This is a genomic window from Ensifer sp. ENS11 (assembly GCF_014851895.1).
Classification (GTDB): Bacteria; Pseudomonadota; Alphaproteobacteria; order Rhizobiales; family Rhizobiaceae; genus Ensifer; species Ensifer canadensis.
In genome coordinates, this window is the sequence record NZ_JACVAN010000005.1 from 178651 (window position 1) to 199595 (window position 20945).

General features: G+C 59.5%; 22 protein-coding genes and 1 tRNA gene. 8 read left to right on the plus strand and 15 right to left on the minus strand.

The window, feature by feature from the left end; all coding sequences use genetic code 11:
* Window positions 1-87 precede the first annotated feature (87 nt).
* A complete protein-coding gene (locus tag IB264_RS12075; RefSeq protein ID WP_025430458.1) occupies window positions 88-429 on the plus strand; it encodes a helix-turn-helix domain-containing protein in 342 nt (113 codons plus the stop codon).
* Between the two features lie 6 nt (window positions 430-435).
* Entirely contained in the window at window positions 436-633 is a 198-nt protein-coding gene (locus IB264_RS12080) for a hypothetical protein (RefSeq protein WP_144239245.1), read from the plus strand.
* A gap of 53 nt (window positions 634-686) precedes the next feature.
* Here IB264_RS12080 and IB264_RS12085 read toward each other — a convergent pair whose 3' ends face one another.
* Both IB264_RS12085 and IB264_RS12090 read right to left on the minus strand, forming a co-directional pair.
* The gene (locus IB264_RS12085) at window positions 687-1325 is read right to left on the minus strand and encodes a dihydrofolate reductase family protein (protein ID WP_057216712.1); all 639 of its coding nucleotides are present in this window, start codon (window positions 1323-1325) and stop codon (window positions 687-689) included.
* 153 nt (window positions 1326-1478) lie between these two features.
* Complete coding sequence (locus IB264_RS12090) at window positions 1479-2165, minus strand: TetR/AcrR family transcriptional regulator (RefSeq protein WP_057216709.1); 687 nt, start codon at window positions 2163-2165, stop codon at window positions 1479-1481.
* A gap of 143 nt (window positions 2166-2308) precedes the next feature.
* On the opposite strand from IB264_RS12090, the gene IB264_RS12095 reads away from it, so the two are divergent.
* From IB264_RS12095 to IB264_RS12105, 3 genes are read left to right on the plus strand one after another with little or no spacing between them, the layout of a single operon-like run.
* Window positions 2309-3319 (plus strand): efflux RND transporter periplasmic adaptor subunit, encoded by a 1011-nt coding sequence (locus IB264_RS12095; RefSeq protein WP_192433403.1) that lies wholly within the window; start codon window positions 2309-2311, stop codon window positions 3317-3319.
* 7 nt (window positions 3320-3326) lie between these two features.
* Entirely contained in the window at window positions 3327-4568 is a 1242-nt protein-coding gene (locus IB264_RS12100) for an ABC transporter permease (protein WP_025430462.1), read from the plus strand.
* Complete coding sequence (locus tag IB264_RS12105) at window positions 4565-5236, plus strand: ABC transporter ATP-binding protein (protein ID WP_025430463.1); 672 nt, start codon at window positions 4565-4567, stop codon at window positions 5234-5236. The genes IB264_RS12100 and IB264_RS12105 overlap by 4 nt, the downstream gene beginning before the upstream one ends.
* Before the next feature lie 62 nt (window positions 5237-5298).
* Here IB264_RS12105 and IB264_RS12110 read toward each other — a convergent pair whose 3' ends face one another.
* The 4 genes from IB264_RS12110 to IB264_RS12125 all read right to left on the minus strand — a co-directional run bounded on the left by IB264_RS12110 (window position 5299) and on the right by IB264_RS12125 (window position 9485).
* A complete protein-coding gene (locus IB264_RS12110) occupies window positions 5299-6102 on the minus strand; it encodes a transporter (protein WP_192433405.1) in 804 nt (267 codons plus the stop codon).
* A gap of 156 nt (window positions 6103-6258) precedes the next feature.
* Entirely contained in the window at window positions 6259-7050 is a 792-nt protein-coding gene (locus IB264_RS12115) for a hypothetical protein (RefSeq protein ID WP_192433670.1), read from the minus strand.
* A 311-nt stretch (window positions 7051-7361) separates the two neighbouring features.
* Window positions 7362-8795 carry a DUF1254 domain-containing protein gene (locus tag IB264_RS12120; RefSeq protein WP_192433407.1) on the minus strand — a complete coding sequence of 478 codons (1434 nt, stop codon included), beginning with the start codon at window positions 8793-8795 and terminating at the stop codon, window positions 7362-7364.
* Between the two features lie 165 nt (window positions 8796-8960).
* Window positions 8961-9485 carry a hypothetical protein gene (locus tag IB264_RS12125; RefSeq protein ID WP_063997102.1) on the minus strand — a complete coding sequence of 175 codons (525 nt, stop codon included), beginning with the start codon at window positions 9483-9485 and terminating at the stop codon, window positions 8961-8963.
* A 140-nt stretch (window positions 9486-9625) separates the two neighbouring features.
* On the opposite strand from IB264_RS12125, the gene IB264_RS12130 reads away from it, so the two are divergent.
* On the plus strand, window positions 9626-10636 hold the full coding sequence (locus IB264_RS12130; protein WP_057226078.1) for an AraC family transcriptional regulator: 1011 nt from the start codon (window positions 9626-9628) through the stop codon (window positions 10634-10636).
* A gap of 57 nt (window positions 10637-10693) precedes the next feature.
* Here IB264_RS12130 and IB264_RS12135 read toward each other — a convergent pair whose 3' ends face one another.
* The 4 genes from IB264_RS12135 to IB264_RS12150 all read right to left on the minus strand — a co-directional run bounded on the left by IB264_RS12135 (window position 10694) and on the right by IB264_RS12150 (window position 14781).
* The gene (locus IB264_RS12135) at window positions 10694-11146 is read right to left on the minus strand and encodes a DUF2721 domain-containing protein (protein ID WP_025430469.1); all 453 of its coding nucleotides are present in this window, start codon (window positions 11144-11146) and stop codon (window positions 10694-10696) included.
* Window positions 11147-11258: 112 nt separating this feature from the next.
* A complete protein-coding gene (locus IB264_RS35380) occupies window positions 11259-13292 on the minus strand; it encodes a mechanosensitive ion channel family protein (RefSeq protein WP_192433409.1) in 2034 nt (677 codons plus the stop codon).
* Between the two features lie 365 nt (window positions 13293-13657).
* Window positions 13658-13969 carry a hypothetical protein gene (locus IB264_RS12145; RefSeq protein ID WP_244496043.1) on the minus strand — a complete coding sequence of 104 codons (312 nt, stop codon included), beginning with the start codon at window positions 13967-13969 and terminating at the stop codon, window positions 13658-13660.
* Window positions 13970-13980: 11 nt separating this feature from the next.
* Window positions 13981-14781 carry a DUF2092 domain-containing protein gene (locus tag IB264_RS12150; protein WP_082571888.1) on the minus strand — a complete coding sequence of 267 codons (801 nt, stop codon included), beginning with the start codon at window positions 14779-14781 and terminating at the stop codon, window positions 13981-13983.
* Window positions 14782-14984: 203 nt separating this feature from the next.
* On the opposite strand from IB264_RS12150, the gene IB264_RS12155 reads away from it, so the two are divergent.
* Window positions 14985-15920, plus strand: a complete 936-nt coding sequence (locus IB264_RS12155; RefSeq protein ID WP_210335604.1) for an AraC family transcriptional regulator — start codon at window positions 14985-14987, stop codon at window positions 15918-15920.
* A gap of 619 nt (window positions 15921-16539) precedes the next feature.
* Here the strand turns inward: IB264_RS12155 and IB264_RS12160 are convergent.
* From IB264_RS12160 to IB264_RS12175, 4 genes are all read right to left on the minus strand, one after another.
* A tRNA-Met gene (locus IB264_RS12160) sits at window positions 16540-16613 on the minus strand.
* A gap of 517 nt (window positions 16614-17130) precedes the next feature.
* The gene (locus IB264_RS12165; protein WP_082557384.1) at window positions 17131-17601 is read right to left on the minus strand and encodes a BA14K family protein; all 471 of its coding nucleotides are present in this window, start codon (window positions 17599-17601) and stop codon (window positions 17131-17133) included.
* Window positions 17602-17703: 102 nt separating this feature from the next.
* Window positions 17704-18780, minus strand: a complete 1077-nt coding sequence (locus IB264_RS12170) for a LysR substrate-binding domain-containing protein (protein WP_210335605.1) — start codon at window positions 18778-18780, stop codon at window positions 17704-17706.
* Window positions 18781-18858: 78 nt separating this feature from the next.
* The gene (locus tag IB264_RS12175) at window positions 18859-19020 is read right to left on the minus strand and encodes a hypothetical protein (RefSeq protein WP_192433413.1); all 162 of its coding nucleotides are present in this window, start codon (window positions 19018-19020) and stop codon (window positions 18859-18861) included.
* Between the two features lie 123 nt (window positions 19021-19143).
* On the opposite strand from IB264_RS12175, the gene IB264_RS12180 reads away from it, so the two are divergent.
* Window positions 19144-19959: a nickel-binding protein gene (locus IB264_RS12180; protein WP_057206949.1), complete on the plus strand. Its 816-nt coding sequence runs from the start codon at window positions 19144-19146 to the stop codon at window positions 19957-19959.
* 74 nt (window positions 19960-20033) lie between these two features.
* Here the strand turns inward: IB264_RS12180 and IB264_RS12185 are convergent, their stop codons facing one another.
* Window positions 20034-20936, minus strand: a complete 903-nt coding sequence (locus tag IB264_RS12185) for a LysR substrate-binding domain-containing protein (protein ID WP_025430477.1) — start codon at window positions 20934-20936, stop codon at window positions 20034-20036.
* Between the last annotated feature and the right edge of the window lie 9 nt (window positions 20937-20945).

Here is a 20945-nt window from a genome sequence, read left to right on the forward strand (position 1 = left end):
AGGATTGTACCGCAAACGGACGGATTGCAGAGAATTGTGCGCAACAGCACGCTCAATCCAGACATTAGTCGCTGGAGGTGCAGTGTCATGCCAACACGCGTCAACACAACAGCTGCGCTTGCGGAAGAACTTGGCGAACGCCTACGGGCCGTGCGGCTTGATCACCGGTTCTCGCGGGATAGGCTTGCCGCCGCGCTTGGCGTCACGCTCCACCAAGTCCAGAAATATGAGAATGGCAGGAGCAATATCTCCGTGCCGATGCTTATTCTCATGTGCGAGGCGCTCGGCGCTCATCCAATGGAGTTGATCGGCACGATGGTTGAGGCTCGCGTGCCCGTTTGCAAGACACAGGATATCGCGCACGAGCGTCTAGTCATGGCCCAGCTGAAACTCGAGGAGATCTGCAGGGAGATCGCCGCAGGGAGGTGATTGGTCATGTCGTCGGCCTGCCCACCGCCGCGACGGCTCGAAGATCGAAATACTGGCAAGACTGCCGATCAGACACCATTGGGAACGATCCTTGAACATGGTGCGTTCAGCATTGGCATCTCGGCGAGAAACCTGGCCGGCGATCTCTCGGACCTTGGCGAAGAGTTCTACATGTTCGAGGCGCTGAGCGTCGATCTCATCTAACTGCCGACCCTCGACTACGACGTCGTGACAGCACCCCAGCAAGGTGAAGATGTCTACTTCCTTGCTTCCGTCGAATCCATCGTGGCCGTTCGATACTGCGGACGCCCGGTGGGACGGTAGGCTTGGATGATCACCCCGCCGGCGGTGGACCGCGATGCGACCAGTTCGAGTGCCCTGTCCGGGCCGGTCTCGGGAAAGAGCCGCATACCCTGGCCGAGGATCAGCGGGTAGGTGAAAAGGTTGATCTCATCGACCAGGTCGTTGTCGAGCAGCCAGCGGATGAACGTGGTGCCGCCATGCACTTGCAACTCGCCGCCCGGCTTGGCCTTCAGGTCGCGGATCGCGGTCGCGACGTCGCCCGAAAGGACAGTGGTATTCGTCCATTTCGGGACCCTGAGCGTATTCGATGCCACGTATTTGGGCCGCGTGTTCAAGGCGAGTGCGACGGGGTTGTCACGCGGGATCTCTTTGACCGCCCCCCAGGAGCCGGCAAAGACCTCGTACGTCCACCGGCCGAACAGAAACGCGTCGGCGCGCGCGTAGATCTGGCCCAATGCGGCCCCCGCCTCTTCGTCGAAGAGCGGCGCAATCCATCCGCCGCGCTCGAAGCCGCCGCGACGGTCCTCGTCGGCCGAGCCGAGCCCTTGCATGACTCCATCGAGGGAGACATTCGTCATGGTAATCAAGTTCATGATCGTCGTTCCTTCCGGTTGGTCACCGTTTGATCGGGCCAGTTACACGCGCCTTCGCTGCATAGACGAACGGCTGATCCGGAATTCGACAAACAATTCAAGAAATCTTTTCGGCCGCCGTCAATCTTGCCGGCATACCGCCGGGCCAACGGATCAGGCTTGCAGGAAGGTGCGCGCAAAGCCGGGTTCCGTTACCTCGATCGCCCCTTCCGGAAGCTTCAAAAAACGCTCGATCGCGGTGCCATAGGTTCGCATCCAGCTGTCCAGCATCGCCGCTGCCCCGTCGAGATCACCGGCCTCCGAAAGTTGCAACGCCTTGTGCATCATCTTGGCGACGCTCAATCGCAATTGCAGAAGCATCATCGCGGCAGTTTCCGGATCAGGTGCGTCCAGCGCTCCCTGCGCATGACCGCGCCGCAGTATCTCCGTGATAATTGGCAGGCTGGCTGCCTGGAGAGCCTCGTCGATGCGGTGATACAGCACGACGTTTTCCGGCTTGAACAGGGCGTTGAAGGTATTCTTCAGCTGCGGCGCCATTTCAAGCTTTAGTCGCCGCGAGCCGGCGAAAAGCGCATTCAACTGTCCAACGGCATCAAGCGAAGGGTCTTCGGCGAGGGGCTGCAGTTCCTCGAGATTCCTCTTCGCCAGTCGGGTCGCGACCGCCTCGAGGAGCGCCTCCTTCGAAACGAAGTAGTGATAGAAAGCACCCTTCGAGACATCGGCCTCACGGATGACGTCGTTGACCGTCGTATTCTCGTATCCATGCTGAAAGAACAGCCGTTCGGCGCAATCGATCAGCTCCTTCGATCGGACCTCTGGCGATTTCTTTATTCTAGCCATAAGTGCTCCGAGAACTGCGCCTTAGCACGGTTTGCAATGTGTTCCACGATGCCCACGATAGGCAAGGTGGTGTTCACCCTTGAAACAAACCGACCGTCGGTCTATTTTTACTGCATCGATTGGAAGGTTTCAAGGAGCGTTTCTTGCGGCTAGCTCGTTATGCCATCGCAGCTGCCACCATCGCCGGCATCGGCGCGGTGGCCACCTGGTATTTGTTTCGTGCAGTTCCCGTATCCGTTGTTGCCCCCAAGCGTGGCGATGCGGCAGAGATCGTATACGCGGACGGTGTCGTGGAGCCGCGCACCTGGGCGAAGGTCACGCCGACCGTGGCCGAGCGGATCGTCGAACAATGCGACTGTGAAGGCGAACGCGTCGCCAAGGGACAGGTGCTCGCCCGCCTCGACGACACGGAGGCGCGCGCAGCGCTCAGCGAACTCCAGGCGCGTCTGACGCTGGCGCAGGAAGAATATCGGCGTAAGCTCACGCTGGCCGGAAAGCGCACGATCAGCGAACAGGAGGTCGACCAAGCGCGCAGCGAACTGGGCCAGCTCGAAGCCTTGGTGGCGGGTCGGCAGGCGCGGCTTGCGACCTACGTGTTGCGAGCACCGAGCGACGGCCAGGTGCTGCGGCAGGATGGCGAGATCGGCGAAGTCGCCGGACTCGGCACGGTGCTCTTTTGGGTCGGGGAACCGAAACCGCTGATCATCACGGCCGACGTCAACGAAGAGGACATTTCGCGCGTCGACGTCGGGCAGCGGGCGCTATTGAGATCGGATGCTTTTCCGGATCGCAAGCTCGAGGCGACCGTCGACAGCATCACGCCAAAAGGCGACCCGGTGACAAAGACCTATCGTGTCCGCTTCCGCCTGCCCGACGATACGCCGCTGCGCATCGGCATGTCGACGGACGTCAACGTCATCGTGCGGGTATCGCATCACGCTTTGATCATTCCAACCGTAGCTCTTGAAGGGACAAAGGTCGCCCTGCTCGACGGCGGGCGTATCAAGATACAAGCCCTGAAGACAGGCATACGTGGCGCCGAAGGCGTCGAGATCCTGTCGGGTCTCGAAGACGACGCCCGTATCGTCTCGCCGTTCCCGACCGACCTTGCCGACGGTGCTCGCGTCAAGGCCGCGGCCGAGCCGGAGAAATGAGTTCGCCATGCGCCTCATCCTCGACATCGCGCTGACCCACATTTCCGGCCGGGGACGGCAGACGGTCGTCGCGATGCTGGGAGTTGCCGTTGGCGTCGGCTTTTCCATTGCCATGGCGGCCCTGATGCAGGGCGGCCAGGATGATTTCGTCCGTCAGCTCGTCGACACCATGCCGCATGTGCAGGTGACCGACGAGCAGCGCACGGCCCGGCGGCAACCGGCAGAGGACCAGTTCGATGCCGCCGCCATTTTCGGGCTCAGGCCGCGAGACGACCGCCGCGGCATCATCAACCCAACCGCAGCCCTCGCCTGGCTCAACGCCTGGATCCCGGGGCGCATTGCAGCGACGCTGAATGCGCAAGGGGTCATTCGCTATTCCGGCCAGGAGGTCGGCGCCGCAGTCCTCGGTATCGACCCGCAAGCCGAGCCCCGCGTCTCACCGATCATCGAGGATTTCAAGGCGGGAAGCTTCGCGACCCTCGCCGCCGGCGGCAACAACGTGGTCATCGGCGATACCATGGCCTCACGGCTGGGCGCCGGCCTCGGCGATACGATTACCGCGGTCTCGTCGGAAGGGCTTAGCCGCCGCTTCAAAATCGTCGGGCTGTTCCATACGGGCACCACCGCGCGTGACGAAGGAGAAGCCTACGTGCTGCAGAAGAACGCACAAATCCTCTCCGCGCGGCCGAATGCGATCAACCAGATCAATATCAAACTCGACGACCCGAACGCCGCGCCCGCGGTGGCGCGCCGCGTCGAAGCGGAGCTTGGCTACAAGGCGATTGCCTGGCAGGAGGCGAACGAGTCGATCCTGGAAGCGCTCGTCGTTCGCAATGTCATCATGTACACCGTCGTCGCCGCGATCATGTTGGTTGCAGGTTTCGGCATCTTCAACATCATCTCTACGATCACGCACGAAAAGGCGCGAGACATCGCCATCATGAAGTCGTTGGGTTTCACCGAGTCCGACATGCGCATTCTCTTTGTGCTCGAAGGTGTGGCCATCGCCACGGCCGGCACGCTGCTCGGCTGGGCGCTCGGCTTTGCGATGGTTTATGCGCTTTCCCTGGTGCGCTTCGAGATATCCGCAACCGGGCAAGAAATGACCCGGCTGCCGATCGCCTGGAGCATGCTTCACTATCTCATCGCCGCCGCCTTCGCACTCGGCTCGGCAGCCGTAGCCGGCTACCTGCCCGCAAGGCGCGCGGCCCGCGCAAATCCGGTCGACATCATCAGGGGGGCGACATGAGTTCACTCATCGAGGCCAAGGATCTCACGCGCATCCTCCAGGAAACGGTGCCGGTCACGCTGGTCAAGGAGGTGTCAGTGACGATCGCCGAACGGGAATTCGTCGCGGTCACCGGCCCGTCCGGCTCTGGCAAGTCGTCGCTTCTCTATCTGCTTGGCCTGCTCGATCGGCCGACCAGCGGCACGCTCATGATCCGCGGCCGGGACACCGATCTCATGGATGAACAGGAGCGGGCCGCCACGCGCCTTGAGAATATCGGCTTCGTCTTCCAGTTTCACTTCCTGCTGCCGGAGTTCACTGCGCGCGAGAATGTCGAGATCCCGATGCGCAAGCTTGGCCGCCTCGCCCGAGATGAGATGCGCCAAAGAGCAAGCGGTCTGCTCGAGGCACTGGGCCTTTCCGATCATCTCGACAAGCGTCCCGATCAGCTTTCGGGCGGCCAGCGTCAGCGCGTGGCGGTGGCAAGGGCACTCGCCAACGATCCACCACTGATCCTCGCCGACGAGCCGACCGGCAGCCTCGACAGCAACAGTTCCGAACAAGTCTTCACCATCCTGGAGACGCTGGTGCGCAAGCAGGGCAAGACGGTGGTCGCCGTGACGCACGATCTAGACATGGCTGCGCGTATGGACCGGCGCGTCCAGCTTGTAGATGGACGACTGCATTGAGTGAACATCGCTTTGGTATTCCCGGCGCCGGACAGGTTCATAGCCAAAACGGCCGTTCATCGTCACTTTGGGAACAAGAACGTTACTGCCGCTCTGAAACCCCATCCTTGCGGCCCATTTTCAGGTGCCTGTGCCCAGTACCGCGCACCCGCTGTGAAGCTCACGGGCTGCTCACCGAATTTCACCAGCTTTGACACCTGAAAATTGACCGGAACCGACCACTCGTCCTGGATCCAGTCGTACGTGCTTTCAGTATTCAGCGAATAAGTCCATGCATCGGGCGTAGTATAGGAAACGAAAGGCTGCAGATACGTCGAACTGACATCCTCCCGGTCACTCTGGCCGGCGAAAGACCAGATGTGGTTGGCCAGTATCCCGTATGTCCAAGGTCCTTCCTGTTTCAAAGCGACAGCCGTAGGACCAGCTCCCCACTTTCCACTCCCAAGTAGCTCATCGGTCGCTGTTGGGATCAGGAAGACCGGCCCAGCGCCCCAGATGATCCCGCCTGGGCCAGGTTGCTTGGGGGAAACGAAAAGGCTCTGAGTGATATCGCCGAGACCGAACTGGTGGCCGGATTGCCCGGCTATGTCATTTTGCGAGATCACCGGCAGGATTGTTCGCGAGATGATGTTCCAGTCTTCGTTTAGCGAGATTGGGATGACTGGTTGTATGTTGAGGACTTCACGATTGCCATTCTCCGGGCCGTAACCGCGATCATAGTTGAACTGAAAGGGCACGCTGATGAGCGAAGCAATCGGATTGCTGAGCTTCTTGGCGAGCTCAGCACCGGACTCTTGAGCAACGGCTGACCCGGCGGTGGCCGTCAAAGAGACAGTCAAACAAATAACTCTGTAGTGCGGCTTCATATTGTGACCTCGGCCCCTGGATTCGAAGGTTTTCTGAGCTGCTTTGCCTCAAGACGGCAGCGGCGCAGCTCGTGTAACGGCACAGTCAGCGGACACGATCGGTCCGCTCGTTGTCTATAAACGTCCGCTGAACGTGGCGAACGTCACATGAGCATCCTAAAACCGTACGACCAAGCCGAGGATGGGGCCCTGCTGAACGGTGTCGAACACGAACCCATCATCGCTGTAGTCGACGCCCAAAGCGCGGTAACCGGCCACTGCCGAAATCGTGTCGCTAAACCGGTAGCCAATCGTCGCAGCGACGTCCCAGTCGAGATCGGCACCACCTGCTCCAATGAACCCCCACCCTGTCAGATAGATTTCGGGAGTGAGCGAATAGGTGCCGCGAAGACCGGCTAAACCGTCCACCCACGTTGCACCATCGCTTTTGGAACGCCCATCGAGAATGCCGCCGCTGAAGGAAAGCTCGCTTTCGACGGACCAGACGCGCAGACCGCCGACGATTTCGAGCCGCGCGGCGCTGTCCTCAAAAACCGCATACCCCGCACCGAGCATCCCCGCGAAAGTCTCGGATTTGAGCTCGGCGTCTGTGGCAAGGATGCCTCTTGGCGTGCCGGCCTGCCCCGAAATCTTGGTATACATGACATCGCCGAAGATGCTGTAAGGTCCATTACGGGCCTCGCCCATCGCCATGGCGCCGAAATCGAGGTGATCGAAGATGTCGCTGAAACTGGCGTCGACTTCCACTGCAGGCAAGCCGAATTGCCCGAGTTCCCCCGACAAACCAGCTGCCCAGAAATAAGGCGCAAAAGTAAAGGTCCAGCCACTCTCCGTGGTCGTCTGCTGAACCTCCGGCGTCATCGGCGAATAGATGTCCGCAGCCATTGCGCCATTACTAACGAGACATGTTCCGATCGCCGCCAGAGCGCGAAATAGGTATAATTTCATGCTAGCCCCTAATTGCGGCCGCCGATGCGGCCAACTCGAATTGCGTCCGCGATTCAGACCCAGACGGAGATCGCTGTTTAACCCGTTGCTGTTTTCGTGAAGGTCGGTCTCGTTCGACCCGACGCGCGGGCGTCTAAAAAGACACGCGGCGCTGTAGAAGAGATACTTGGCGCAGCCCAATGGCAAACGCCCGGCGAGTAGATTCAAGAACGCACCGCCCGTGCAAATGCCGGCTGCCGCCAACTGTCCTCGGTCATGATGACCACAAGAAACAGAGGCGCCAGCCGAGCATCAGCACAATGGGGGGAGAACTATTCGGCCACAGTGATGCCGGGCGGCTGCCATGTCCCTTCGCCCGCCGGCAAGATCGAAGGCGCTTCCGTCTTCGGCCAGTACAGGCGCATCACGAGGTAGATTTTGTCATCCGGCGCCGGAAGCCAATTGGATTCCTTGTCCGCACCGGGGCTGTCCTTTTGGAGGTACAGCGTCAGCGAGCCGTCCGCGTCCTTTTTCATCTCCGGCAACATCGGAGAGTTGATCAGGTAGCGATTGATCGGATTCTTGACCAGGAGCTGGCTCTTGCCGTCGTACATGGTAACGGACCAGAACGCATTTACTGGTGGCAACTGGCCGGCCGGGAAGGTCAGCGTGTAGTTGTGCTTGCTGCCGTCGAGCGGCGCACCGGCCGCGTCCGTTCGGGTATAGGGGTACATGGCTTCGACGGCATCATTGCCCAAGAGACCGCCCTTGGCGGCGCCTGCCCGCATCACCCAATCGCCATTGTAAAAGGCCTGGTCGCCAAAGAACGAGCCAACGTTCCAGCCGTTGATGTCCTTATTTCCGCTGGCCAGCCATTTGTCGACTTTGTCATTTCCCTGCTTCATGGCCACCAGGACTTCGGCTTTATGTTCGAGCGATAGTTCCTTGAAGTCGAAGGTCTTGCCGGGACCGATGCCAATCCTCGCAAGTTTCGCGCGAATCTCCTTGTCCCTTGCCGTCTCAGGGACGAACTGCAGGGCTGCGTCGAGATATTGGAAGAAGTTGTCCTTGATCCCGGCGGTGGTGGCAGGAAGGAACTCGATCGTGGCCGCGGCTGGCGGGGCCGGAGTTTTAAGAAAACCAGATAGCGGCTGGGCCTTGTAGCCGGCCTGAATCTTCTCGACGTTCGGCATGTCGTCGGGGTTGAAGAGCTGCGTGCGGATAAGCGCGAGCGTGAACGGCGTCGTCGATTGGAAGACCTTCTTGATCCCCGAGGGCGTTTCACCCTTCCAGTCTGGGCCAACGACCAGATAATCGCCCGGCTCGGTCCCCGTGGCGCGCGTGCCGATGTAGCCGTAATTGTAGGTGTTGCAATCGATCAATTGGACCGAGTAGTAGCGGTCCTTTTCGATCACCGGCACCGAGATGACCATCGGCTCAGCGCGCAAATCCAGCCAGATGAACGAGTAAGGCGTGTCGCTGTTCGGCGTAATGACTGCCGTGTCAGCCGGGCTGGCGACATGGTGCATGTTGTTGATTTCGTTGAAGGGCGCCTTGAACTGCCCCGAGTTCTTGTCAACGGCGAACTCTTGCATAACCGCATAAATCATCACCAGCGGCAGGCCGTAGATGAAGCCTTCCTCGGCGATGTCTTTTGCCTCGATAATGCCCGGGTAGCTTTGCGCCATCAGGAGGCTTGGCCTCGCAATCGCGGCGCTAGCGGCAATCACCGCGGTGGATCGAAGTAGATCTCTCTTCGTCAACATTTACCGTACTCCTTGATTATCGATGAGTTATCGAAACGGCGCGGGCTGTGGAGCAGCTCAGGAACCTTGGACGCAATCGTCCGGTTGCATTGGCTGTTGGTGAGGTATTCGCGAGAGCTGAAGCGGGCTGCAGTCGGGATCACACCCAGCCGCAACCGGCAGGTGCTAGTACAGAAATGCCCGCCGGTAGCCGCGCCTGGCCACGCCCGCATAGGAGAGCGGCGTCAACGGCATGCCGATGATGTCGATGAACACAGAGACCTCGGAGCCCTTCTCCGGCATTTCGCCGCCAACAACCTTGACCGTATAGGTCAAGTTATTGTCGTTCAGCTCCGGATTCTCCAGGACGACGACGACCTGCTTGAGCTTGTCCCCTTCGAGGATCGACAGGTCGGCATTCGGCGGATCGGAAAGGAAGCTGTCCTTGCCCTTGCTCCAGAACGGCACGAAAGCGGCCGTCTCCATGTTCCCAGCAATGCGCTCGGGGCGGTCAGAGAAAAACAACGTGGCGCCGCCAACACCTTCGAGCGTCAGCTTGCTCGACGCCTTGTCGAATTTCATAGCACTTGCGGTTTGAACGAACAGGAAGTCGGCGACTTCGTCGGTTGCCTGCGCCAGTCGCGGCATGAACGGCACTGTCGTCGCCGCGACAGCTGTGGCTGCCAGCAGTAGGTTCCTTCTGGTTGTCATAGTCATACCCCTCCTAAAGGTCGCAAGACATGTGGGTCACTACTTGTGCGACCCACATGTTTTACGGCACTAAACAGTATTCGCAATACGAAACCACTCATTTCGCGCCACGGTTGTCTTATTTCTGGAGTGTTGCATACATGGCTGAAATCCCGGTCATTTCCAACCGCATCCTGTCTGGCATGCCGGCCTTCATACGGCGTGAAATGGGGCAAAAGGCGCTGCTGCAGGCCAATCGTGCCATCGGCTTCGATCTCGAACTGACCGAGGGAGAGAACTGCTTCATCCCGCACGCGGCGGTAATCGGCTTCGTCGAAGCGGCTGCACGCGTCGCCGGTGAGGCCAACTTCGGAATTCTGATCACGCCGATGATGAACGTCGCCAACTATGGCAGCTTCGGACACTATGTGTTTGGCGCCGACACCCTGGGGCAGGCCATCGAGCGCAGCATTGCTGGCCTTCGTTATCATAGTACGGTCGATAGGATGTCAGTCGCAGTGGTTGGCGACGAGGTACGGTACAGCTATGTGTTCGCTTTGGCCGGCCACTCAGGATATGCCAGTATTGTCTGTGCCGCCGCGGGTGTCCTGCTCAGCCTCTTCAAGGCTTATCTGCCCCCTGACTGGCGACCGCTGCGCGTCGAGCTTGACACCGACAGACCGCGCCAGACAGGCCTTATTGAAGACGTCTTCCAGTGTCCGGTTCTTTTCAACGCACCCGCGACGAGCATCGTCACGGATCGCCATCATCTTTCCGCTGCTCCGAGGCCCGCTTCCTGGCCAATGGTCACCATCGAGGATGTGGCGCGAGACCGGCGAGGCGGCGCTCCACGGGATCTGCTCGAAGTCATCATGGAGCAGGTCCGGGTCCAAGTTCTCACCGGCAGCGTGTCGATCGATGGTGCCGCTCAATCGTTGGACACCAGCGTCCGGACCCTGCAACGGGAGCTGAACAGGGCCGGCACCGATTTTCGCGGGCTGGCGGGCGCCGCAAGGGTTCAACGAGCCATTGAACTGCTGTGGCACACGAACGGCTCGATCACGCGCGTGTCGGCGGAGTTGGGGTATTCGTCTCCAGCCAATTTCGCCCGGGCCTTCCGAAAGGCAACCGGCAATGGACCACGGGAGTTTCGCTCGAATATCTCGCGTTGAAGTACGGCCGTTTGCCGTTCAGCAGCGCGAACGGCGACCAAGATGAGAAGTACCTGGTCAGTCTTGCTCCATGGGAAATTGGTCCATTCGTATTTGCCGCAACAAGTTCCGTCCGGCGATCAGCAATTCAGACAAGAATGCGACAAGCGATCCGATGAGCGAGACTATGGCACCACCAAAAAACCAGAAGAGATTTTCTTGGCGCAGTCCGATGGCAAGTGCACCAGCAAGTAGATTTAGGATTGCGCCGCCCGTGCAAATGCCGGCCATTACCCCAAGCACGACCGCAACTTCCAGAGCAAGTGCCCTTCGCCGCAGATACGCGAGCTGCATGCGAAACAATTTGCCCTGCTTACCCCTTTCCGCGACCTCGTTCAGCCGGTCCGATACTCTCCCGAGGCGAGTGGTGTAGATACTGACAAAGCCTGCGGTACCAGCCAACAAAAACACCGGCGCAAGGGATGTTTGTATGACAGAGGCAAGGTCGTTGACGATCGGCGGTGTGTCCATAATTCCTCTTAGTGCATTTCCAGGAAAAGCGCGAAGCGGTTTTCCGTCGGTAAATGCGCAAAAACAAAGAGATAGAGCGTTTCCCGGCGCTCCGTTTAAACCGGAAACGCTCTTAAGAAGCTGGCCCATTCGGTCCCGGTGGAGCAGTGGTGCCTTGAAGTTGCCGCGTGGCGTGAGCCGCAGCAGCTGAACCTTTGTCATCTCCGCTCACCTGGACGACAGGCTGAGCGAAATCGATCCCGTTGTCGCCAAACACCTGCATGAGCATCGTATATGCCTTGCGGCGGATCGCGGTTTGATCGCCAGGCTTACAGGTGAAGCCAACGCCGAGTTCGATGCCGTACTCGCCAATTTGCTCGACGCCCTTGAGCTTGAGTGGCTCGATGAATGACGAGCCGAGCTCCGGATCGGCCTGCAATTCCCCGCCGATTGCCTTGATGAGCTTGCGGACCTTGTCAAGATCGGTTTTGAAGGGGACACGGATGCGGAACTTATCAACCGACCAGTCACGGCTCAAGTTCTTGATGGCGCCAAGCGAACCGAAGGGCACCGTGAATATCGGTCCGCGATGGTGCCGCAGCCGGACCGATCGCAAACTGAAGGACTCGACTGTGCCTGTGTAACTTCCCGCCTCAATATACTCCCCGACGCGGAACGCATCGTCTAAAAGATAAAAAACACCGCTGACGATGTCCTTGACGAGCGTCTGTGAGCCGAACCCGATGGCCACGCCGACCACGCCCGCACCGGCGATGAGCGGGCCTATCTGAACCCCCATCTGCGAGAGAACCGTAAGCGCGGCCACACTAAGAAGCCCCGCGGCCAACGCGTTGCGGAATACAGGCAGCAAGGTGCGAAGCCGGCCTTGGCGGGCGATCTCATTCGGTGTGAGTGCTCTTCCATCGCCAACGCGGCCGAGCTGACGGGCAATGTAAGCATTCCCCAACTGCCAAACGAGGTCGATGACCAGCAAGATGACGACGCTGTTGAAGGCGCCGGTTATGATTGTCTTGGCGAGCGCCAGCTGACCGGTAATGGGCTGGAAATTGTGACGCCAAACGAATGCGATCCAATCCACTGCGATGATGATGATGATCGCTCGCGCGCCTCGTACAAGCAGCACTGTCTTCGGATCTGCCGCATCACCGTCATTCCAGCGTGAAGCCGCAAACGCGTGGGTCAACTTGTCAGCGATTGACAGGACACGGGGCACAACGACAAACATAATGCCGAGCCAAAATAGCGCCAGGAAACCACCGCACCAGAGCAGCCAGAGCGTTACGGCGCCGGCAATGCCGGTTGTCCGAGGCACGCGTTGGCCCAAAAGCTGTGCATCATCGCTGGAGCGGTTGCGGCCGATAGCTTCGATCGCGATCAGAAGAAGCAGGCCCGAAAATCCAATGGTAATCAAGGAACAGACGTCCTCGGCAACGGCGAGCCGCTCGCATATGGCCGAGAATGCCATCGCCGCTGTTAACACCGCGACGAACAGCCGGACACGGGGGTATGCCTTAGCCATCGGCACGGAAACGGTCATCGCCAGCCGGCAAAGCGCCAGCACGCTTCGGTAGGCGACCGTCGCGACGAGCGAATAAAGCACGACCACACGCATGAGTGGCGGCCAAGGAAAGATGAGAAAGACGAAGGCAACCGTCGCCGTGAAAATCAAGAGTGGCGCAAACTCCGTCTGCATCTGCGACAAGAGTTGATTGGGCAAGGTCACGGCTGGCACTGAACGACGAAGGAACCATTCCGTGCAAAAGCCAATGCCCGCGATGATGCCAATCATCAGGATCCCGGGGGCAAATCCACTATCGTGCGCCTCTTGCCGGACCGACGAGGCTGCGCGGTAGAGTTCGCTGCCTACACGTGGCACGGCAGACAAAAGGACGTTGAGGCGGGTACGCGAGCGGGCCTCTAAGTCGTCGATGACCCGCGCTACCTCGGCCGCCCCTTTTTCGGGAACTGCTGCTTGCCTTTGCGCCAGCCATGTCTTCACGTCCGCGTCTTCGAGAAGACGCAGCAGCTCGGCCACCTTTGGCGGTTCTGCTGTGCTCGTTGCCGGCGCCTGCGCCTGCGCGTGCGACAGGGAAACAACCGACAGGCAGATGAGCAGGCTCAGTAACAGGAAGCGAATGATGAACATGTAACCCCGTCGCAGCCACCGCGCTGACCGTTCTCAAATACGGCGGTAAATAACCCCGAACTGATGCTGATCCGACAGAATCAGTCGGATCAGCTTGGCAGGCGGAACCAACCGGAAAACACCTTTGTTGCGATCAGTCCATCGAAAATATTCTGTATTCACTCGGCCAGCCCGACTTCACCTGGCTTCCAGGACTTATCGAACCACGGCTCGAGCGGCCTGCAGGCGCAGAAGGAAATTCCACCCTTTGCAGGCAACTGGCCGTGCCCAGTCGGCGCTACTGTCGCTCGGAACATCGCAGGCGACGCACGAAGTGGGAAAAAGGGTGAAGATTTAAATCGAACTGGTGCAAATAAGCTCTGGCATCAGTCGATGTAGACGACGACGTAGCGCCCACCATAGGGCTGGTAATAGACCCCGCCGCAGCGCCAGATCACAACGCCGTTGACACTGGTCCTGACACAGCCGGTGGGCAGCGCGGCGACGTAGACAGTGGAGCGGCGGATTACGCGGCGGGTGGTGCGACGCGCAACACCGGCAACGCTGCCCGGGGTCGCGGGATGCCCAACGACCGCCTGGGCCTCCGATACGAACGAGCCGAACGGCATCGGTACAAGATGGTCGCCGACGAGCAGGGCGAGGCCGACGACTGTGGCGCAAAGGATCTTTCCGTACATCTTGCGCATCTTCATTCTCCCACCTCCAGCGATATGTCGCCGGTGACGTCTGCATGTATCTGTTCGAGTTTCCTGGCGTTCGCTGGCGGCGTGAATTTAAACTGAGCGCCGCCGATGGCGCCTGCCTTCCAGTCGCTGAGCCTGAGCGAGTATTCCGGCGCTCCGGTTACCCATTTGGTCGTGATGACATATTTGAGCGGCAACGGCTTGTTGCCCTTGCTGACCCAGATCTGCCAGTCGACGATATCTGTTCTGAAGGCGAGGTGATCGCACTCGACCCCACCAATGAATGCCGACCCCACGTGAGTACCCTTGGTAACCCCGTCTGTAAGGACGGTATAGGGGTCGCTTGCGAGCAGATCGGCTCCCGGTGCATCGAGACCGGTAGCGGCGCGAAGTTCGTCTGCTGCCTCCTCAACACTTGGTCCCGGACTTTGCAGCTGCGCGTAGACGTTCATGCCTTTGCTGTGGAGCGAGATCGTGCTGCCGTCGAACACTACCTCCGCATCGGCGAATGGCCCTTGCCGCGTCAACAGGAAACCCTTGGTGCGATCGAGCGCAATGGTACCCGATGCGCTGTACTGGATCTTCTGCCCCTCAAGGTCGACGATTTCCTGGTCTGCGTCATAGGTGACGCTAAGAGACGGCATCGATTTGAGATGGTCGCTCATCGCAGCGAGAATCTTGGCCGCTTCTGGTTCTATCGCGTCCTGGGCCGAAGCGGACCACGCCGCCGCACAGGCGGTGGCCGCTATGACCAACGTGTATGGGCGCCAGGTTGCACCCGGCCATTTCATTTTCAATTTTCTCATCCGCTATCCTCAGACCTCGCTCCTCCGACTTGGCACGTCCACCAACGGCCGTTTCGGGTCTCGCTTCCAAAACGCCTTCCGACCGAAAGCATTCCAAATCAATAATATACTGCTATAGTAACGCTTCTTACGTCTTGCCTTTTCACGCCAATTTAGCGTTGTGAGTGTTGAATACTGCACCTTCGATCAGGATCAGGACGTTCTTGGCCATCTCGCCCTATCTGGCGAAGCACGATGTCTCGGCGATTGAGTTCTGCAAACGCCTCGGCATTTCGCCAAACGTGTTCCAGAATGCCGATGGCTGGCTTGCGCGCGCGCAGTGCTTTCGCTTGGGCAATGAGCTGGCGGCCGTCGCGGGGGACCCGTTCGCTGGCGCGCATATCGGCTCGTCGACCGACCTGCGTGAGTTCGGCGGGTGGGGACAATCCGTTCTGGCAGCGAGGGATGTGGCCCACGCTTGCGCGCTCGCGTCCGACAATGTGTCTTCGATCCACCGCGGTTCGGATGTACGCTTCCTGGTGGAGGGCAAAACCGCGCGAATCGTCTTTCGCTTCACGGACCGTTGCGAATTCGATCCCAGGCAGTTCATCTTCGGCAGTCTCGCGGTTCTGCGAAAAGTGCCGCTTTTGGCGGGCGAAGCGTCCGGAATAAGGGTTCGACTGACCGCGACAAAAACACGAGGGGCCGAGGCACTCGAAGAGTGCTGGGGTCCCAACATCGAATTGGGGTGCGAGCACGACATGATCGAAATTGATCGGGAGTTGCTCGATCTGCCTCTCAAAACGCAGGAAACCGGACCCTCAAAGGCGACGGCCGCCCTGATCTCGACGGTGGAGGTGGCGCGACTGCTCAGCGACAGACTCTCCTACGAGCGTGAACTTAGCTTGAAGGCCGTGGCAGCAAGAGTTCGGATGTCCGCCCGCACCCTGCAGAGGCGCCTGAAATACTGCGGCGTCGAGTTCGAGGAGCTGCTTGATGAGACTCGGCGAAGCGAGGCTATCCGGCTGATCCGCGAAGGAGGCTACAGCATGACCGAGATCGCCTATAGGGTAGGTTACAGCGATCCCGCTCATTTCACGCGCGCGTTTAGACGTTGGACAGGGATGGCGCCATCTCGATTTCCTCCAGACCATCAATGAGATAGATAAATGGAAGTCGTGCAAATACTGGCTTCCCTCCTTGCATGATTGTTTTATGGACTTAGGCGTGATCCCTCGGGATGCGAGCCACGACACTCCTCCCAGAGGACGAGCAGGGCGACACCTCGCTTCTTGAGCTCGACAGCAAGATCGGCCCAGTTCGGCTCGACGCGTCTTCAGGTGAGATCCAGCGCCGTGCCGTCGCACTGGCTGGCCTCGATGCGCTGCAGGAGCTTGCACGAGCTACTGAATGTTTCCTTAAATCGTATTCGATTTAAGGATAAAACATGCAGTAATTCAAAGTGCTACAGCGACCTGTGCGCGTCTAATAAGACGCGAGGCGTTGTAGGACCTTAGTCCGAGACGGACCGGCAAAGGTCGTAGGTGCGTTGCCGAATCTCACTCCCCATGCATACTCGGGCAGGCAAAGCGCCCACGGAACAACGGCCCGCCCCGCCGCCGTGAGCGCGAGTGGTCCCAGAGCGAAGGCCCCCAAGCCCAATACCGCAGCGCTCTGGGACCCGCCTTCTGGCGCAACTGCCCGCCCTCTAGAATCTCTCGCATCACTTTCAGGTCTCCCGACTGCTGACTACGGTCGGGGCTTTCTGGCGCTGAAGATTGGTTGCGGCGACAGGATTCGAACCTGCGACCTCCAATTTATGAGGCTGGCGAGCTACCGGGCTCCACGCCGTAGATCGGTCAGATGGCCGTTCCGCGCCTCGCTATCAGGCATGTGCCCCCTATTGGAGCGCCTTGCCTGTCGGCTTTTCTGTTTGCAAACAGCCCCGATTAGCCGGAAACGCGCTGTCGCTAGCCGGGGAGTATGCCGAGCTGGTGCACTACTCGGGAAGCCCAGTCTTTCGCCGTAACGCGCTTGTGCTGGGCGACGGCTCAGCGATCAATCCGCATCGGCTTTCGCCTTCCTGATATGAGTGAGGCATTGCCTCGAATTGTTGTCGGATCCATCCACCTCTCCGGCGGAAGGCAAAGGTCGCCATTACCAATGCGGGATCAGAGATAGGTGGGCCACTTTCAAGCGACAACTAAAGCGCGCGAACGAGCCGCGAACATCCACAGGACGAAGAGTGTCCACCTACCCCGAGATTAACCTGCTTGCAGTAGGAACAAATAGTGAAAGGCGATCACCCTACCGCATAGCCGGCGGTCATTGAGGTTTGGAACCGATGACCGCCGCCCAATGGCAGCCTGATCAATAGTATGGCGACACGCACTCCTGGCGCGGCCCATAATACGGCTGGAAGGTATTGTCGTAGGCGCTGTATGAACGATAGCGGTCATAGCACCATTCGACATGGGCTGAGGGCGCGTTCGAATAGGCTCGGCGGGGCGGCGACGCGATCGCACCACCGATAACGACGCCTGCTCCAAATGCAGCAAGAGGATACCACCAGCCGTCACTGTGCCGACGATACCCGTCCCGCCGGTAACGGTAGCCGTTATAGCCGTTATAGTAGCCGTATCGAGGCCCCGAATTGTAACGGTACCCGTTGTACCCGCGCGAATGCGGCGGGCCACCATAGTGACCTGGCTTGTGGTGGATCAGTTCCACAGCTTGGGAGTTCGGCTGCGCTACTGACACAGGAGATACAGGCAGAGCCTGTGCCGGTACCGTCGTTAGGGCCGTGGCAACTGCGACGAACACCGCACCTATTCTTTTCATGACATCATCCGATCGTTCTTTACCGGATCATTTTCCGGCACCTGCCATGAACGCAGGATGAACGCGGGTGGTTTGGCACAGCATCGAGCGTTAAAGCTCCAGTCACCGGGCTCGCTGGATTTCATCCAGGAGCCATTCCCTGAACGCGCGAATCTTGCGGGAATTCTCCCGTTCCTCCGGATAGACAAGCCAAAGGCTGGTTCCGTTGCGGGCGATGACATTGAAAAGCTGCACCAAACGTCCGGCCTTGATGTCCGGCGCGAAGAAGGCTGGCGTAAGCAGTGCAACACCTTGTCCGGCGAGCGCGGCCTGGCTGACCACTATCTGCGTGTTGAAAAAGACCGCCGAGGAGATTTTTGGCTCGGAATCCGCAAATCCTGCCGCCTTGAACCAAGCTCGCCACCAGTCATCATCTCTTAGCAACGGCAGCGCAAGGAGATCAGAAGGTGCCGATATGTTGCCAGCCCCTGCCAAGAAATCTGGGCTGCAGAATGGAGCGAACTCCTCGGCCATTAGCTCATGGGATACCAGACCTGGCCAGCGACCGTTACCCGCGCGAATACCGACATCGAACGGCTCGCGCGCAAAATCGACCACGCGGCTCATAACTTCCAGTCTCAATTCAAGATCGCGATGGGCGGTCTGGAACGCCCCGAGGCGCGGTGCCAGCCAATTGGTCGCGAAGGTGTGGATCGCGGTAATCGAGAGCAAGTTCTCGGATGTCCGTGGTATGGACACGCGAAAAGCATGTATGGGCCTGGCTATGTTCTTTAGCCTTTGAGGTCCAATATCCACGTATGGCAGAGGCAGCTTTCGTTCGACATGTTCATAGACACTGCTGGACAGGCAGACTCCGCCTGGTTCTGCCACTCCCTCCAGACGCACGGCGATGTTGACACCGTCTCCGAAGAGATTGTCGCCATCAACCAGGACGTCACCGAGATTGATGCCGATGCGAAACTTCATTTGGTTGTTCTCTGGAAGATCGAGAGAGCGCTCAGCCAGATCGTTCTGAATATCGACCGCAGCCCGCACTGCCTCGACCGCACTGGCGAATTCCGCCAGCACGCTGTCGCCTGCCCCTGCGAATATCCGACCGCGATGTTTGGAGACTAGCTCAGCGATAACAGCCTGGCAGATGCCGAACGCGGCGTGAGTACGTTCCTCATCAACCTCCATTAGGCGGCTGTAGCCGACAACATCGGCAGCGAGGATGACGGTTAGGTGACGCTCCATAGCGGGAATGAGGATACCGAACTACGAGGCGTAATGCCATTGTCCCGGCAATTCGCCAACGGCATAGATTTCACCTCCAACGCGATCGACGTGCTGCGTGCGTCTACCGCCGACGTAGCGTTGAACCGTGGCGGCGACAGCCTCGAAATCATCGGCGGAGATGGTCTTGATGTTTTGCGCCACGACTGGCTCCCTTTTCTGCGCCGCGGCTGGCGGCAGGACAGCCCGCGTTGGCCGAGATAGACGATTGTCCGTGGCTGTCGTAAACTGATTGATGACGGCAACGGTCCCTTCGGGAGCGAGCGAATGCCTATCTTCATGGACCGGCACGATCTTGCGGGCGCCTCCGCTGCGGATGTCGCCGAAGCGCACCTTAAAGATCTCAGCATACAGGATCAGTATGGCGTCAAGTTCCTGACCTACTGGTTCGACCACCGGCGAGGAACGACCTTCTGTCTTATAGATGCACCGGACGCCGAAACCGCGCAGTGCGTCCACCGCGAGGCTCACGGGTTCGTGGCCGGCGAAGTCGTGGAGGTAGCGCTATCGGCTGTCGAGGCTTTTCTGGGCCGAATACAGGACCCGGAGGCTGCGGGGCTGTCCGCGAAGGAAATGGATGCCGGTCACCGGGCGATCCTTTTCACCGACATCGTTGGATCAACCGAAATGACATCACGGCTTGGCGATCGCATGGCAACTGAACTCGTGCGAGCTCATGACGCCCTCGTTCGTGGTTGCCTGAGCCAAACGGACGGCCGCGAGGTCAAGCACACCGGGGACGGAATCATGGCTGCGTTCCCCTCGACGGCATTTGCAGTCGATTGTGCGAGGGAGATCCAACGCGAGTTTCAGCGCTACAACGCGGGCAATGGCGAGCCCATTCACATTCGCATCGGGCTGGACTGCGGCGAACCTGTCGAGGACAGCAATGACCTTTTCGGCACCACGGTCCAGCTGGCAGCGAGGCTTTGCGCGGCCGCGCGAAGCGACCAGATCCTGATATCTGAAAACATATTCCGAGAATATGACAACGCGGCCGTCTTCACCCATGGCATGCGCCATCACCTGAAGGGATTTGCAAAGCCTGTCCTGGCGTATCAGTGCGAATGGCTGAATGCGTGAAGCGGATAGCTTGAGGCCCTGGAACGGCGTCTTCTGGCCCGCAAAGCAGCTGAGGCGCCGACCTGCGCCGGGCCTCATCCCTGACGGATAAGCAGCGGGCTTACTTGCTGATCGTGATAATCCCAAAACTCCTTTTCGAACCGATCGACGATGCCCGATCTACTCTGCCCTGAAGCACGAATGGCCAGAAAGCCGGCATCGATAAAGATCGAAAAGGGGCGAACGGTCACGCCTCTTCCGACGAATTCGCTGGCCGACGTCGGATCGATGATCGCGATGCCGGCACCCTCGGCCACCAGCGCAAGGGCGGTGTGGGACAGCTTCGTTTCCAGCGTCGACAGCTTGGGAATTCCGGCAAGCGCCACTTCCACACGCATGGCGAAAATCGTACCGGGCTCAAGGCTGATCATTCGCTGTCCCTTGAGATCGTCCGGACAGATCACTTGCCTTGCACACAGTGCATGACCATCGGGAATGGCGACGACCCCGGGCAAGGGGCGGGTCTCGATGGTAAAGCCGGGTCGATCGAGCGGGCCATCGGCATAGCCTATGTCGGCCTGGCCCGCAGCAACCGCTTCGATGACCATCGACGATGGAAGGCCGCTTAGCGAGGCGTGAAGGCTCGGCTTGTCACGCAGGAAGCGCGCGAGGAACCGCGGCAGGAAACCATTGCCAAGCGCCGGCATCGCCGCAATGCGCAGGGTCCCAGCCGACTGCCTTGCTATTTCTTCGGCGACGGCCGCGATCCGGTTCAGCCCGACGAAGGCCCGTTCGACTTCCTTCCACAGCGTGACGGCTTCCTGAGTGGGATTGATCTGATTGCCGCGGCGATCAAAGAGCCGAAGCTTCGTTGTGTATTCCAGATCGCGGATCAACCGGCTGACCGCCGGTTGAGTGATCGACATGAGTTCTGCCGCCGTCGTCATCTGGCCGGTCAGCATGACAGCCCTGAAAGCCTCGACCTGTCTGAGATTCACATCGGCCTC

Excerpts from the sequence above, each read along its gene's own strand:
- IB264_RS12120 (WP_192433407.1), bottom strand. The coding sequence starts at position 8,795 with ATGTTGACGAAGAGAGATCTACTTCGATCCACCGCGGTGATTGCCGCT.
- IB264_RS12180 (WP_057206949.1), top strand. The coding sequence starts at position 19,144 with ATGCCTATCTTCATGGACCGGCACGATCTTGCGGGCGCCTCCGCTGCG.
- IB264_RS12090 (WP_057216709.1), bottom strand. The coding sequence starts at position 2,165 with ATGGCTAGAATAAAGAAATCGCCAGAGGTCCGATCGAAGGAGCTGATC.
- IB264_RS12135 (WP_025430469.1), bottom strand. The coding sequence starts at position 11,146 with ATGGACACACCGCCGATCGTCAACGACCTTGCCTCTGTCATACAAACA.
- IB264_RS12075 (WP_025430458.1), top strand. The coding sequence starts at position 88 with ATGCCAACACGCGTCAACACAACAGCTGCGCTTGCGGAAGAACTTGGC.
- IB264_RS12115 (WP_192433670.1), bottom strand. The coding sequence starts at position 7,050 with ATGAAATTATACCTATTTCGCGCTCTGGCGGCGATCGGAACATGTCTC.
- IB264_RS12125 (WP_063997102.1), bottom strand. The coding sequence starts at position 9,485 with ATGACAACCAGAAGGAACCTACTGCTGGCAGCCACAGCTGTCGCGGCG.
- IB264_RS12130 (WP_057226078.1), top strand. The coding sequence starts at position 9,626 with ATGGCTGAAATCCCGGTCATTTCCAACCGCATCCTGTCTGGCATGCCG.
- IB264_RS12110 (WP_192433405.1), bottom strand. The coding sequence starts at position 6,102 with ATGAAGCCGCACTACAGAGTTATTTGTTTGACTGTCTCTTTGACGGCC.
- IB264_RS12165 (WP_082557384.1), bottom strand. The coding sequence starts at position 17,601 with ATGAAAAGAATAGGTGCGGTGTTCGTCGCAGTTGCCACGGCCCTAACG.
- IB264_RS12170 (WP_210335605.1), bottom strand. The coding sequence starts at position 18,780 with ATGGAGGTTGATGAGGAACGTACTCACGCCGCGTTCGGCATCTGCCAG.
- IB264_RS12105 (WP_025430463.1), top strand. The coding sequence starts at position 4,565 with ATGAGTTCACTCATCGAGGCCAAGGATCTCACGCGCATCCTCCAGGAA.
- IB264_RS12080 (WP_144239245.1), top strand. The coding sequence starts at position 436 with ATGTCGTCGGCCTGCCCACCGCCGCGACGGCTCGAAGATCGAAATACT.
- IB264_RS12150 (WP_082571888.1), bottom strand. The coding sequence starts at position 14,781 with ATGAGAAAATTGAAAATGAAATGGCCGGGTGCAACCTGGCGCCCATAC.
- IB264_RS12145 (WP_244496043.1), bottom strand. The coding sequence starts at position 13,969 with ATGTACGGAAAGATCCTTTGCGCCACAGTCGTCGGCCTCGCCCTGCTC.
- IB264_RS12085 (WP_057216712.1), bottom strand. The coding sequence starts at position 1,325 with ATGAACTTGATTACCATGACGAATGTCTCCCTCGATGGAGTCATGCAA.
- IB264_RS35380 (WP_192433409.1), bottom strand. The coding sequence starts at position 13,292 with ATGTTCATCATTCGCTTCCTGTTACTGAGCCTGCTCATCTGCCTGTCG.
- IB264_RS12100 (WP_025430462.1), top strand. The coding sequence starts at position 3,327 with ATGCGCCTCATCCTCGACATCGCGCTGACCCACATTTCCGGCCGGGGA.